The sequence below is a fragment of the Campylobacterota bacterium genome (assembly GCA_040752835.1).
Taxonomy (GTDB): domain Bacteria; phylum Campylobacterota; class Campylobacteria; order Campylobacterales; family Sulfurimonadaceae; genus Sulfuricurvum.
Genome location: JBFMGG010000007.1, coordinates 518,845 through 531,306, shown reverse-complemented (window position 1 = coordinate 531,306; position 12,462 = coordinate 518,845). Strand labels below are relative to the sequence as shown.

Sequence of the window (12,462 nt, the reverse complement as noted above, 5' to 3'; positions counted from 1 at the left end):
TTTAAAGTGGTGACCCCAAGGGGATTCGAACCCCTATGGCCAGAATGAAAATCTGGAATCCTAACCATTAGATGATGGGGCCACTTTAAAAAGAAGAAGCAGGATGAACCTGAGCCGAAATTATAGTTTTTTAATTCTGAAAAAAAGCTAAATCAATCGGTTTTTCCCCGGAAGAGGGGAGAGGCAATCAGTTGTTGTAGAAAGAGCGAAGGGCGCGGATGATGACGGCGTTTTTGGAAATGCTTTCGGCTTTCGCGTTTTCGTCAACCAGCTCGTAGATGTCAAGCGGCAGAGAGATCGAGAAGGTTTTGGTCTCGATTTTTTTCCGTTTGGAAACTAGCGACGCGATGTTCTGAAGCATTTCGAGGATTTTTTTGGTGTCGATCGGTTTTTGGATAAAGCTGTTGACGCCTACCTCGATCGACTCGGAGATTTTCTGGATGTCGTTGCTAGCCGAAATGACGATGATGATCTGGTTGGGGTTGATCGCACGGATGCGGCGTGCCAGCTCGATACCGTCGATCTCGGGCATGATGATGTCGACGAAAACGATGTCTGGATTCACTTTTTCGTACATACGAAGCGCTTCTACGCCATTATAGGCCGAAGTCACTTCGCCGAAAAAGTTTTTGAAAGTCGAACTCAGCAGATCGTTGGCGACAACTTCGTCTTCGACGACGAGTGCGGTCAGCTTTTTGGTTTGTTCGGTCAGTTGGATCAAATCGACGTTAGAGGACATGAAATCTCCTTGGATTATGATATGTTAAAAAATATCATTGTGTTTTATTGTTGGTATTATAGGTAATATTTTTTAGCATTGCCTTAAAAAAACTTTTAATATTTTTTAAATTGTTCCAGCCATTCGATATTCGTTTCGTTGGTTTTTTCCTGCTGTCGCAACAGGGAGTCGATGATGTGAAGGAGGGTGGTTTCGTCCATGAAACGAAGCAGTTTCGGGTCGATGTGGGTGGGTTTTATCCCCTCGTAGCGGTTGAGAAGGTTTTCAATGTCGGTAATGAGCTGTTCTTTACGTGTATCCATAAGCGCAAGTTTACCCTAACGTCTTTGAAAGAAGCGCTTCGATCTCCTTGGCAGGGAGCGGTTTGGAATAGAGGTATCCCTGGATACGGTCGCATCCGTTTTCGATCAAGAATGCCTGCTGCTCGACGGTTTCAACCCCTTCGGCAAGGACCGAAAGGTTCAGGTTGCGCGCAAGGGCGACGATCGCTTTGGTGATCGCGGCATCTTCTTCGTCGTGCGGCAGGTCCTGAACAAAGGTACGGTCGATTTTGAGTTTGTTGATCGGAAATTTTTTGAGATAGGAGAGGGACGAATACCCCGTTCCGAAATCGTCTACCGCCAGTTGCACCCCGATGTCGCTGAGTCGGGAGAGGATCCGGATCGCTTCTTCGGGATGGATCATAATCTGGCTTTCGGTCACTTCGAGCTCGATCCATTCGGGTCTGCACCCCGTTTCGGCAATCAGGTTTTCGAGATAATCGAAAAAGTCCTTTTGCTGGAGCTGTTTGGCCGCCAGGTTCATCGCCATGACACCCGGATTGAAGCCTGCCGAATACCAGCTTTCTATCTGAATCATCGCCGTTTTCATCACGTGACGGTCCAGCTCGACGATCAGGCCGCTCGATTCGGCGATGGGGATGAATTTGGCCGGAGATACGAGCCCGTATTCGGGGCTTTGCCACCGTACCAGCGCCTCCATGCCGATGACCGTGCCGTTGCGGCCGTCAACCTGAGGCTGGTAGTGGACGACGAATTCCCCCTTTTTAAGCCCTTCGCGGAGGTTGGTCTCCATCACGACGCGCTCAAGCGCACGTTCGGTCATTTCGGTGCTGTAGTACTGGAACGTATTGCGCCCTTCATTTTTGGCGTTGTACATCGCCGCATCGGCGTATTTGAGCAGGTCGTCGGGCAAATCGCCGTTGTCGGGATAGAGGCTGATGCCGATGCTGCAGCCGCTGTAGAAAACACGGTTCTCGATCGTCATCGGCTCGGAGAGGGCTTTTAGAATTTTTTCGGCCAGCAGCGACGCGTCCTGGGGTTCGTGTATCCCTTCGAGAATGACGGTGAATTCGTCTCCCCCCAGCCGTGCCAGGGTGTCTTCTTCGCGGATTGTTTTTTCAAGCCTGCGGGTGACGATTTTGAGCGCTTTGTCCCCGACCTTGTGCCCCATCGAGTCGTTGATCTCTTTGAAATGGTCCAGGTCAATGAAGAGCAGGGCGAGCCGTGTATGGTTGCGTTTGGCCTTGAGTATCCCCTGTTCGAGACGGTCGTCGAACAGGGTGCGGTTGGCAAGTCCCGTGAGGGTATCGTGGGTTGCCTGATGCTGCAGCGCCTTTTGGGAATTTTTGATGGTATCGATCATCCGGTTCATTTTGTCCGCGAGGGCGAAAATTTCACGGGATCCTTCTCCGGGGACGGGTTTGAGCGGGATACCCTGTGCGTTCCCCTCATCGATCGTTGAGATGATGTCTGAAAGGGGTTTAAGAACGAAAAGGCGGATCGTAATAAACAGCAGGACGATCAAAAAAACCGAAATGACGAGGGTATTGATGAGTGTATCGACGATGAGCCGGCGGAATGCTTCGTTAAGTGTACGGTCGGAGAGATAGACGGTGATGGTCCCGATTTTTTTGCCCTGCGGGGTCAGGACATCGTGGCTTTCCGAGGAATAGGCATCGGATAGGGCTTTGAGGTGTTCGGGATTGTCGGGATCGAAATCGATCGCATTCCATGCGTTGTCGCGGATCTGGCCCGTCCGATAACTCTCCTTTCCGAGGATTTTTCCCATATTGTAGTCTTCGACGATCACCGCGTAGTTGTCACGGCGGTCCATTTCGTTCCGAAGCAGCGTTTCGTAGTCGTTGACGGCGTAAGCGGCCATCATCCCGGCGACGTTTTTGTGCAGCGCGGCGACGGTGAGGCGCGAATTTTCCTGCATGTCGGCGATTTTGCCGTTTTTGATGGTTCGGTAACTGTAGGCTGCGTGGACCGACATCACGGTGACGACGGTGGAGACGATGATAACGCCCAAAATCACGTAGAACGAATAACGGGAAAAATGGAGTTTCAGCCGGTTCATTCGGATTCTCCTTCGATTCCCAGGACGTTACGACGGATGGTCGGGAGCTCTTGGGCGATGTTGTCGGCCGATACGGCCAAAACGGGGAGGAGGCGATTTTTTTCGACCGGATAACCCCGCAAATGCCGGTCCAGCGTCGCGACGGCTTCCCGCCCCATCAGATAGGGCTGCTGCATCGCCGATCCTAACAGGACCCCTTCAGGTATCAACCGCAGAAATTCGGGTTCGGCGTCAAACGTCACGAGGAGGATTTCGTTTTTCTTTCCGGCATCGGCGATCGCGTCGAGCGCACCGCGGTAGCGGTCCGAACCTTGCAGCCAGACGGCACGAAGATCGGGCGTTCGGGCAATCAGCTCTTGCGTGTAATCGTAGGTCTCCTGATACGAAAAGGTCGATTGCTGTTTGATCCCCGCACCTTTGTATCCCGCTTCTTCAAGAGCCTGCATGAATCCGGCCGTGCGTGCCTGACCGTTTAGCCTTTTTTGGGGTATGGCGATAATTCCGACACGTCCGCCTTGCCGTCCTGATGCTTTGAGGGCACGGGTTAAAACCTGTCCGATGCGGTAGGCACCCGTTTTGTTGTCCGAAGCGATGTAGGAGACGTATTGCCCGCCGTCCGTACCGATATCGGCGATCACGACGGGTATCCCCGCTTTTTCGGCCAGCTTGAGAATCGTGGTACAGGCCGAGGAGGTAGTAGGGGAGACGACAATCCCGGTCGCTTTTTCCCGAATCGCGCGGGCGGTGAACTCAAGCTCTTTTTTGGGGTCGTTTCGGGCATCGTAGACGCTCAGGGCGTAACCGTAGCCCTCGGCCGCGTTTTCAATACCGCGCGCCATGATTCTCCAGTACGGAATCCGGGTATCGGAAACCAGATACACCAAATGGTTGGAACGGTTGTGATCAAAGGCGGACGATCCCGTGTCGCCGGAAACGGACGGAGCCGCCGTGAGCCCGGGTCGCTCGTTCGGAGCCGTTACGATAAACATCACACCGGCGAGCAGGGCGATCACAATGACGAACAAAGTCTTCGGTCCGGCTGGCCTCATCTATTTCCTCGGCGTACACATGCGTTAAAGTGGCGTATCATTGCACAGGTTAACTTAATCGATATAGCGGAAACGCAAGAGAGAATTTTTAATGGTTAACATAATATATATTATATTGAGAGGAAGGGGCTACGGATTCCCGTATATGCGCTAGTTTACGCCTTACGCTTTAAAGGTTATTCATGAGTGTATCGGTGGATTTTTTCTTTTCTGGCTTAAACGTAGATGTTAAGCATTTCGTTCGTCGGTTTAAAGCAATAGGCGTTCAGGATCGTTTCTTTCTTTCTCGATCCGATCTTGAACTAATCGTAAATCAATTACCATCGTCTCGTGCTCGATACAAAACGGCGCTGGTAGTTAAACGTGCTAAAGATTTATTACAGGAGTTCGACGATGTCTGCACAACTGCGTAAATCTTACAGTAACAATTTTACCATAACCCCGAATCATATTATCAACGATGAGAAAATAAGTCTCAAGGCTAAAGGTTTGTATCTCTATTTGATTTCCAAACCTGACAACTGGGCTTTTTCTGCTGATCGTATTGCCAAAGAGTCTAAAGACGGTGAAGATAGCGTTAAATCTGCGCTTAAAGAACTCGAAAAACATGGTTATCTTGATCGTAGGCAGAATAATAAAAAAGGTAATTTCGGCTCTATGATTTACACCATTTCTGACGTTCCTTTACCGTTAGGGGAAAATCCCCCGACGGATACCGTTAGGGGAAAAACCGCCAGCGGAAAAACCGTCAGCGGAAAATCCCCTGATTTAATAAAAAAGAGAGAAGTAAAAAATAATACTGAGAGAGAGAATGTATCTTATGTTGAGATTGTCGATGATTTTTCGGATCATCGTTTTCCTCACATTGAGAATTTTCTAGATTTCGTATGTAAATCTTCTCGTGTCAAAAACCCCTTCGCCTATCGTGCTCAGATTCGTGCTTCCTTGTTGGACGAAAAAAACAAGCGTCATAAAAAAACGCTTTACGCTTACGAAACATTTGCTCGCCGCTCTGCGGTCAATAATTTCCCTGCTGGATTTGACGTCTTTGGGGTTTATGAGTCATTAGGCTTTTAAGGAGTTTTATATGTCTAAGTTTTCTTATACACCGTCTCTTTTCGATGATGTTTCAGATCATCCTGAGCAGTCAATCGTTATCGATAAAAAGCTTATTTGTACGTTTCAGCTTTCAAAAAAAGCAACATGATTACCTTGTAAAAGTTGCTGAATATCAAAAGGTATCCGTTTCAGCTCTCATTCGTTCGGCGCTTGATACTTTGATTTTCAACAAATCGTTTGAGGGGATTCATCATGTCTAAAAAGGAGTTTCACATGTCTGATCTATCTAATGCTCTTTTGCGTTGTCGTAAGAAATCTGAAAAAATACAGCTTACGTTTCGTTGTCCTATCGATTTAAAAAATGATTTTTCTTCAGTTGCGAAAGAAAACAATGTTTCTTTCGCTTCTCTATTAGTTGCTTTAATGTCCGTTGCTATCGAAGATCATAAAAAATTAAAGGCTTAAAATGAGTAAATTCCTTTTTCCTGAAACTGATTCGTTTCTTCGTTCTGCTCTTGGTGCTGGTCGTAATTCTTCTGTTCGTGCCTCACTTATTAAAATCAAAAGTTCAAAAAATTTAATCGTCGCATCTATTTGATTTCTTTTGATGAGCTTATAAATTTTGGCGTATTAATTGATTCAATCGATGATCCGCATTATTTTAGTCGTTACACTATTAGTTTTTATAGTTATGATGGTTCCCGTGGTGCTACTTATAATGGTGACGACGGTGAATTTAATCCTAATTGTCGTTTACATAATGATTATTAGGGGGTTAAAATGTTTTTTTTAAATCCTTTTGAAATATATCGTAATCATAAAAGGTATTTACTTTTTAAAAGTATTGCCCAGGAGGAATTTGACAGTTTATTTTTTCGTCATGTTCATGTTTCTAAGTTGCTTTCTGAAAGTTATATTGACAAAGAACAAAATTTAAGACGTGTTGCTGCATATTCTCTTGGTATGGAAATTATTAAACATTTTTTTTATGTATTAGGCGAACCTTCTATTTTTCGTTCTATGAATCGTCGTATAAAAAGAAGGAGGATTAAATGAACGTGACTCAGCCTAATCTCGGTCGTCCTTTGACGGCCGATTCTCCCCGTTCAAACTATATTCGTTTTCGGCTTTCCGATCTCGAATATTCTGATTTTCTACGCCGTGAAGATTTTGTTAAACAGTTTTGTACTGATCGGGGCATTTCTTACAATCGCTCCGATTTTTTACGTTCTTGTATGAATTTCATCGATGATATAGATTTTTTGGATCGTGCTTTTAATTTGGATCAAAACAGCGGTTGCGAAACGTCGTAAAAGTCTTTTTTCGTCTTTTATATTGCGTCGTTTTGTGTGAATGTCTGTTATATATTTTCGTCTAATTTCTTTTCTTTAAACTGCCCCCTGAAATTCAAAATTTAAAGGGGTCAATATGTCTCAGGAAGTCAAAAAAGAGAATATCCGTGATTTTCACGGTCTGTATATGATCGGTACTCTCGAGGGTGTCGATTTCAAAAAGGGGGGTGTCTTTAACGGTAATCCCTACCCTGCCCGCGTTATCCTGAACTTTACAGTTCCGTATCTGAACAAGCAAACGATTAACGGTGTTGAAATTGTTTCACACGCAAAGCGTTCCCAGCTCATTCAAATCGCAACTTCGGATGATCTTCTCCCCATCGAAGTTTCAAAATATAACGCACTAATCAATCAGCACGTTACGCTTTCGCTCGTTCCCGATCAGGGAGCTACTTTTAAACTGGCGTAGGTCTTTGGGCATCGGCACCGATCCCTTTAAGGTCACCGCCGTGTAAGTCCCAAAATAAATTTTGGGGGTTCCTATGAAAAAGGTTCTTTCTTTCCTTTCTCTCGGTCTTGCATTTTTGGGTACTCAGGCTTCGGCTGCGCTGACGGCTCCTACTCTTTCTACGACTGATTTCGAAACTGTTGCGGGTGCGGTTATCGTCGCTCATTCCATTATGTGGGCTATCAAAAAAGCCATCGGACTCATCCGCGTTTAACACGCTTCGCGGCTTAGGTAGTGATCCCGAATATCCCTACCTAAGCACAAAAAGGATTTTAATGCTTCTTCCCGTTATCTACGCTGACGATGTTGGATTACTTTTCGGCTCTGCTCTTGTTTCCTTTGCCGTTTACTGGGGCATTTTTAAAGCCATTTCCCTGATTCGCTAGGAGGTTTAAAGTGAAAAAAATTCTTTTGTTTCTTTCCCTTTGCGCCTTTCTGCACGGCTCTGTTACTGTTCAGGGTATCACCTTTAACGACTATGAACAAAACGCCTCTAACTTTTTGCTTCATCGCTATCCTCTGCAAACCTTTAACGATCTTGGCTTTTCATCTCTGAGCTCGTCGATAGTCTTTAATTGTCGTGATCTTGGAACTCCTACCCTCGAATGTGTTTCGAACAGCGGTTTAACGGTTTCCGATCTTCTCCGCTTGCGGGATCAATCGTATCTTATAGATTGGTCTGTTGTTACGAACTCTCTTGGCATTAATCAGCGTGACTATAACTCTTTAATGGCTCTTTTCGGCGTATTGGTGGGTTTTCTTTTCGCTTTCGGTTTGATCTACGCGGTTTTAAATATTTCACGTCATAGGGGTTGATTATGGAAGTTTTTGTCGTGTCCTCTGATCCAGTCTTTAACTATTTCTTTTCGTTTGGTGTTTATTGGGGCTTTCTTCTTTCGGGCTATTTTGCCGTATTAAGTCTTTTCAGGGTGTAATCATGGAACTGTTTGTTAATAAAAACGATTTTGTCCGCTTTAGCGGGATTAAACAAAATCGTCCCGCGCTCCATCTGCGCGGTATCGCGAAGCGTAAAATATTTTTGTTTTCTTCTTTGTTTGTGTCCTCTTTGCTTTATGCTGGGGATAATCCGTGCGGTGTTTTGTACGCTTTGGATACGTCGGTAACTCCGAATCCCGCTTTAAACGTTCATTTCGCTCAGAATCAGAATCCTGATTGTACTGAACAAGCTCCTACCGATACTTGGTCTACTTGTTTTACAACTCTTAACTCTAAACAAACTTTTTGGAATGGTAAATACTGGGCTGTTAGTCCTACGAATTCGTCTTATTGTAATCAGTACGGTGATAAATACTCTCTAAAGGTTGTTTCTTCTTGTCCTGTTGGCACTTCGGCTAATAATTTAAATATTTGCGGTTTACCTCATTTTGGTCTATCTTCATTTGATAATGATCCCGTAGGCTGTTCTAAAGCTGGTGGGACTTTTATGAGTATTGGGACTCAGCAGGTAGGTGGTACTAGCTATGGTGCGTCTTTTTTTGGTGGATCGGGTATCGTCTTAGGCGGTGAAGTAACGGCGATTACAAAGTGCGGAACCCCTGCTGATGTTACGGGTGAAATTATTTCGACTGCTCTAAATTTTATTCCTTTGGCTTCGATCTTTTTTAAGGCTCCAGCACTTAAAAAAATGGCGAATATGGCTATGATCGCCCAGCTCCAAAAACTCCCCTATTTCGGCGGTTCAAATAATATGCCCGATTATCACGTCGGGCTTCCCAAATTGCCATCTCCTGAACAGATTGCGGCTGGTAATTCGGCTCCTACGGTTCCTATTACTCCCAAACCCGTTCCCGAAATTACAAATTCATCGGGTACGGGTCCGTCCCGTGCTCCTGAGATTACGGCTGATCCTGCATATACGAAAATTGATCCTGCGTTTATTCCTACCAAAACGACGGGCGATCCCGTAATCGATTACTCGATTATTGATCGTTACAATAATATTAACGCTGCCGCTAGCGCTACCAAACTCGAATCCCTTTTACCCGAAGTCGGCACCACTACGAAACCCGTTAAACAGACTTTCGATCTTTCGCAGTTTATGCCTGATTCCCCTTCCCCGTCTGTCATCGCTCATGTTCCGCAAACTACTACAAAAACGACTACTTATGATGGTGCTGATCCCGTCGTTGTCTATAATACTGCTCGTACTTATCCCGATGGTTCTCAGGTTACGGATCAGTACAGAATCAATACAGCTACCCGTGTTGGTACGCTTTCTTCGACTTCTTTGGCTCCTACGGGTGAAACGACTACGGTTACGACCAAGTTTTCCGTTCCAGATCTCGTTGTTACGCCTACGAAAGTAAGCGGAACTTTGGAGGTTTCCCCCTCTACGCCTCCCGTTTCTACTTCCGCGTCTGATCCGTCGCCTTATCCTATTTCTTCGTCCAGTCCCGATTTGATTTCGGCGCAAGACCCATCGACGATTATTAATGCTGTCATGCCTTCGTATTCGTTGCCTTCTACTCCCGATTTTATCCCGTTTGACTCTAATCCTATTACCGAGCTGGCCGATGAATCTGCGGAGCTTTTTCAAAATATTAACGATCAGATTACCAGTACAAAAACGGTTTTCGATAATACTCTTTCTATGATTCAGGGCGGTTGGAATCCTCCCCCTATTCCTCCTGGTTCATGTGGTGATTCTTTGGCTTTTGATTTTCATGGAAAACATGTCGATCTTTGCCCTCCGCTTGTTAATTCTACCCAGCAGTTCAGTCCTATCGTTTCTTCCGTCTTGACTCTTGGCGGCATGGCTTTCGCGATTGCGATTTTTATAGGAGGTTTCTAAATGGTTCAGTTTTTTACTTTAGTTCTTAACGGTATTACTTCTTTTCTTCTGTGGTTCTCGAAGTTCACTACTTTTTCTAATTCGGCGTCTATGCTCTCGAATATTCGCCTTGCGTCGCGTAAAGTTCTTTATGTCGGTTTGATCGTTGCTATCATTGCCTACATTGTGATCCTGATCGCCTTTTTTTACTTTATGATCGATTCCATCGTATCCGCCTATAACCTCATTTCTGCGTTTTTGGAAAAGATGCAAAATATGCAAACCTCTGCTTCGGCTTCGCCCATTTTACAGCCTTTGTATCTTCTTTTGAATTCTACGGGTTTTGTTCAGGGATTTAATGCCGCTTTTCCTTTCATCGCTTCGGCTCTCACGTTTCGGCTTTTAAAGATTCTTTACAATGTTATTCTTAACGTGCATTGGAAACTGCTTAATTTTTACCGTGTCACCATCGACGGTATAACGGCGGCTTGATATGCTTGAATGTGATTTCGGTGTCCCCGGATCGGGTAAGTCTTACAAGGCTGTATATACGATCTATGAAACCTTTTTGAATGATAAATCGGATCGATACGGTAAAAAGGATCTCTTTTATACGAACATACATGAGTTTAAATTTGATCGTTTCCCGAACAAGGGCTTTCCTTTTGTTCCTAATACTTTGATTTCTCAGCTTTCCCAGCTTCGTTTGTTGGATATTCAGGGTAAGTCGAAGGACGAAATTATCGAACTGGCGCGTTCGATGAATCTTTTTAACTGTCTGATTGTTTGGGACGAGTCACAAACCTTTTTTAGTAAAAAAAACGACGTTCTTTTGTGGTGGGTGGAGTTTCATCGCCATTTACACCATGATATTATTCTGATCGCTCAGGTTCCTCGCCGTATTCTTTCCGAGTATAAGGAAAACGGTGATCTTTTCTTTAAAGCGGTTCCCCCGTCCCTTCGCACTACAAATTCTTTAAAATACAAGCGATATGGTACATTCAACATGTATAAGGGAGAGGTAATCGATACCATTTCGCTAAAACCTGATCCTAATATTTTCGCTCTTTACAAGTCGGGTGCAAATGAAAAACCGAAAAAGGTAATTTACAAATTCGTTTTTTTGGCTCTCTTTTTTGCTTTTGTTGTTTTTTCTATTTTTGCTTATGTCACCTCGTCTATGGGTTCCGATTCTAACTCTACTTCGTCCGATTCTTCATCTTCTGTTCGTTCTGTTGTTGATCCTACTTTAGGGACGGTTACGGTCGCTTGTGTGGGTTTTGATTGTTCTTATCTCGGTCAATCTGTTTCATTGGCTGATCTGAACGTAAAGCAAAAAGAGTTTGGCGTTTATCCGCTCACTACTTCACAAATTTCCGAGGGTGTTTTCCTTCGCGAATATCCTAATCACGTTGATTTCATTAAAGGGGTTTTCAATGTTTCGCTTTCTGTTTCCGATTCTGATTAGTGTTTCTCTTTACGCTCAGTCTATCACGCTTGCCGATCTCGCTTTTATCGTTCAAAAGCACGACAAAATATCTATTGTTCTTGCTTCTGACGTTCCGAAGGCTCTTAAAGTTGATTTTCCCTCGGTGTATCGTCAATCGACCTATTTACCGCTTTTCAAATCTGTTCTTACTGCGAATAATTTGACGATCACCCAAAGTGAAGGCGTTTATTATGTTCGTCCTTTGAATTCTGATAATTCTTCTTCATCATCTTCATCGGTTTCAACTTTATCCCCTCCTCCCGCTCTTGTTCCAGTCGCTTCGGCTTCGACTTCATTGGATCGTAACATCACGGATTACAAATTCTCTTTTGAGTCTTACAAATTGAAATTTTTGCAGGTTGAAAACGTCCGTCCGCTCCTTGAATTTTCGGGGGTTCCTTATTCGTATTCTTCCGTTTCAAAAACCATTATTTTCAAAGTTACCGATCAGACCAAAAAAGTTATTCCCAAGATCATCGATCAGTTAAAAGAGATTGATATTAAAAAAGATCAGGTTACTCTGAAAATCACTATTTTCGATACGAATAACGAGAAAATTCGCGACGTTGGATTTACTCCTTCCGTCTCCTTCGATTTCTCGCTTTTTGGTCAAGATGGCGCATTATTAACGGGTGATGCTGTTGCTTCTTTCAAATCGTCTTTAAAACTGCTTTCCTCTACTGGCGCAACGAATATTAATCAATCATCCAGCTACATTATCAGCGATTCGGAAAAGCTCGATTTTAAAAAGGTTGTTTCGCTTCCTTTTCTTGATGAGGATTTCGCGCTCACTACTGACAATGGAACGAATCAAAGCCGAAAATTCAAATATCGCGATATAGGCTTTAAGGTCGTTGCCGTCCCTACTATTGTCGGCGATATTGTTTATTTGGACTTTACTTTATCCGTCGGCGGTGTTCTTTCCTCGGGTGATCTTCCGACAACTTCCGAAAATACTATTTCAAACAAATTCAGCGTCAAAAAGGGGGATATTGTTTTGCTCGCTGGTATTTCGAAAGATTCCCTTTTGAACGATACCCAGTCTATTCCTTTCCTCGAAGACATACCCCTGATCGGTGATATTTTTACTCAAAAGTCAAAAACGGATAAGAAGGAGTTTTTCAATGTTTCTATCGAAGTTTTTTAAAATATTTAATCGTGATTCGGCCAGGTT

The 12,462-nt window shown here is 44.4% G+C and carries 16 protein-coding genes and 1 tRNA gene; 12 read left to right on the top strand and 5 right to left on the bottom strand.

From position 1 onward, the window contains the following. Window positions 1–7 precede the first annotated feature (7 nt). The 5 genes from AB1763_08770 to AB1763_08750 all read right to left on the bottom strand — a co-directional run bounded on the left by AB1763_08770 (window position 8) and on the right by AB1763_08750 (window position 4,149). A tRNA-Glu gene (locus AB1763_08770) sits at window positions 8–82 on the bottom strand. A 105-nt stretch (window positions 83–187) separates the two neighbouring features. Beyond that, entirely contained in the window at window positions 188–739 is a 552-nt protein-coding gene (locus tag AB1763_08765) for a response regulator (protein ID MEW5832916.1), read from the bottom strand. 95 nt (window positions 740–834) lie between these two features. Further along, complete coding sequence (locus tag AB1763_08760; protein ID MEW5832915.1) at window positions 835–1,041, bottom strand: hypothetical protein; 207 nt, start codon at window positions 1,039–1,041, stop codon at window positions 835–837. A 10-nt stretch (window positions 1,042–1,051) separates the two neighbouring features. After that, a complete protein-coding gene (locus tag AB1763_08755) occupies window positions 1,052–3,100 on the bottom strand; it encodes an EAL domain-containing protein (GenBank protein MEW5832914.1) in 2,049 nt (682 codons plus the stop codon). Continuing rightward, a complete protein-coding gene (locus AB1763_08750) occupies window positions 3,097–4,149 on the bottom strand; it encodes a substrate-binding domain-containing protein (protein MEW5832913.1) in 1,053 nt (350 codons plus the stop codon). Before AB1763_08750 ends, AB1763_08755 begins: the two co-directional genes overlap by 4 nt. Window positions 4,150–4,331: 182 nt before the next feature. On the opposite strand from AB1763_08750, the gene AB1763_08745 reads away from it, so the two are divergent. The 12 genes from AB1763_08745 to AB1763_08690 all read left to right on the top strand — a co-directional run bounded on the left by AB1763_08745 (window position 4,332) and on the right by AB1763_08690 (window position 12,435). Beyond that, on the top strand, window positions 4,332–4,562 hold the full coding sequence (locus tag AB1763_08745; GenBank protein MEW5832912.1) for a hypothetical protein: 231 nt from the start codon (window positions 4,332–4,334) through the stop codon (window positions 4,560–4,562). Further along, on the top strand, window positions 4,543–5,226 hold the full coding sequence (locus AB1763_08740; protein MEW5832911.1) for a helix-turn-helix domain-containing protein: 684 nt from the start codon (window positions 4,543–4,545) through the stop codon (window positions 5,224–5,226). Before AB1763_08745 ends, AB1763_08740 begins: the two co-directional genes overlap by 20 nt. Window positions 5,227–5,481: 255 nt before the next feature. Then, on the top strand, window positions 5,482–5,673 hold the full coding sequence (locus AB1763_08735) for a hypothetical protein (GenBank protein MEW5832910.1): 192 nt from the start codon (window positions 5,482–5,484) through the stop codon (window positions 5,671–5,673). Window positions 5,674–5,988: 315 nt separating this feature from the next. Next, window positions 5,989–6,264: a hypothetical protein gene (locus AB1763_08730; GenBank protein MEW5832909.1), complete on the top strand. Its 276-nt coding sequence runs from the start codon at window positions 5,989–5,991 to the stop codon at window positions 6,262–6,264. Further along, window positions 6,261–6,521, top strand: coding sequence for a hypothetical protein (locus AB1763_08725; GenBank protein MEW5832908.1), 261 nt, complete (start codon window positions 6,261–6,263; stop codon window positions 6,519–6,521). The genes AB1763_08730 and AB1763_08725 overlap by 4 nt, the downstream gene beginning before the upstream one ends. A gap of 115 nt (window positions 6,522–6,636) precedes the next feature. After that, complete coding sequence (locus AB1763_08720) at window positions 6,637–6,969, top strand: hypothetical protein (GenBank protein ID MEW5832907.1); 333 nt, start codon at window positions 6,637–6,639, stop codon at window positions 6,967–6,969. A 73-nt stretch (window positions 6,970–7,042) separates the two neighbouring features. Beyond that, window positions 7,043–7,222, top strand: coding sequence for a hypothetical protein (locus AB1763_08715; GenBank protein ID MEW5832906.1), 180 nt, complete (start codon window positions 7,043–7,045; stop codon window positions 7,220–7,222). A gap of 182 nt (window positions 7,223–7,404) precedes the next feature. Then, window positions 7,405–7,824, top strand: coding sequence for a hypothetical protein (locus tag AB1763_08710; GenBank protein ID MEW5832905.1), 420 nt, complete (start codon window positions 7,405–7,407; stop codon window positions 7,822–7,824). Window positions 7,825–7,945: 121 nt separating this feature from the next. Next, on the top strand, window positions 7,946–9,820 hold the full coding sequence (locus AB1763_08705) for a hypothetical protein (GenBank protein MEW5832904.1): 1,875 nt from the start codon (window positions 7,946–7,948) through the stop codon (window positions 9,818–9,820). Next, window positions 9,821–10,291, top strand: a complete 471-nt coding sequence (locus AB1763_08700) for a hypothetical protein (GenBank protein ID MEW5832903.1) — start codon at window positions 9,821–9,823, stop codon at window positions 10,289–10,291. It begins immediately after the preceding gene. 1 nt (window position 10,292) lies between these two features. Beyond that, window positions 10,293–11,267 carry a zonular occludens toxin domain-containing protein gene (locus AB1763_08695; GenBank protein ID MEW5832902.1) on the top strand — a complete coding sequence of 325 codons (975 nt, stop codon included), beginning with the start codon at window positions 10,293–10,295 and terminating at the stop codon, window positions 11,265–11,267. Next, window positions 11,236–12,435, top strand: coding sequence for a hypothetical protein (locus AB1763_08690; protein MEW5832901.1), 1,200 nt, complete (start codon window positions 11,236–11,238; stop codon window positions 12,433–12,435). The genes AB1763_08695 and AB1763_08690 overlap by 32 nt, the downstream gene beginning before the upstream one ends. Window positions 12,436–12,462 lie beyond the last annotated feature (27 nt).

Coding starts and splice junctions, on each gene's coding strand:
- AB1763_08720 (MEW5832907.1), top strand. CDS start 6,637: ATGTCTCAGGAAGTCAAAAAAGAGAATATCCGTGATTTTCACGGTCTG.
- AB1763_08740 (MEW5832911.1), top strand. CDS start 4,543: ATGTCTGCACAACTGCGTAAATCTTACAGTAACAATTTTACCATAACC.
- AB1763_08755 (MEW5832914.1), bottom strand. CDS start 3,100: ATGAACCGGCTGAAACTCCATTTTTCCCGTTATTCGTTCTACGTGATT.
- AB1763_08700 (MEW5832903.1), top strand. CDS start 9,821: ATGGTTCAGTTTTTTACTTTAGTTCTTAACGGTATTACTTCTTTTCTT.
- AB1763_08760 (MEW5832915.1), bottom strand. CDS start 1,041: ATGGATACACGTAAAGAACAGCTCATTACCGACATTGAAAACCTTCTC.
- AB1763_08705 (MEW5832904.1), top strand. CDS start 7,946: ATGGAACTGTTTGTTAATAAAAACGATTTTGTCCGCTTTAGCGGGATT.
- AB1763_08735 (MEW5832910.1), top strand. CDS start 5,482: ATGTCTGATCTATCTAATGCTCTTTTGCGTTGTCGTAAGAAATCTGAA.
- AB1763_08725 (MEW5832908.1), top strand. CDS start 6,261: ATGAACGTGACTCAGCCTAATCTCGGTCGTCCTTTGACGGCCGATTCT.
- AB1763_08750 (MEW5832913.1), bottom strand. CDS start 4,149: ATGAGGCCAGCCGGACCGAAGACTTTGTTCGTCATTGTGATCGCCCTG.
- AB1763_08745 (MEW5832912.1), top strand. CDS start 4,332: ATGAGTGTATCGGTGGATTTTTTCTTTTCTGGCTTAAACGTAGATGTT.
- AB1763_08695 (MEW5832902.1), top strand. CDS start 10,293: ATGCTTGAATGTGATTTCGGTGTCCCCGGATCGGGTAAGTCTTACAAG.
- AB1763_08730 (MEW5832909.1), top strand. CDS start 5,989: ATGTTTTTTTTAAATCCTTTTGAAATATATCGTAATCATAAAAGGTAT.
- AB1763_08765 (MEW5832916.1), bottom strand. CDS start 739: ATGTCCTCTAACGTCGATTTGATCCAACTGACCGAACAAACCAAAAAG.
- AB1763_08690 (MEW5832901.1), top strand. CDS start 11,236: ATGTTTCGCTTTCTGTTTCCGATTCTGATTAGTGTTTCTCTTTACGCT.
- AB1763_08715 (MEW5832906.1), top strand. CDS start 7,043: ATGAAAAAGGTTCTTTCTTTCCTTTCTCTCGGTCTTGCATTTTTGGGT.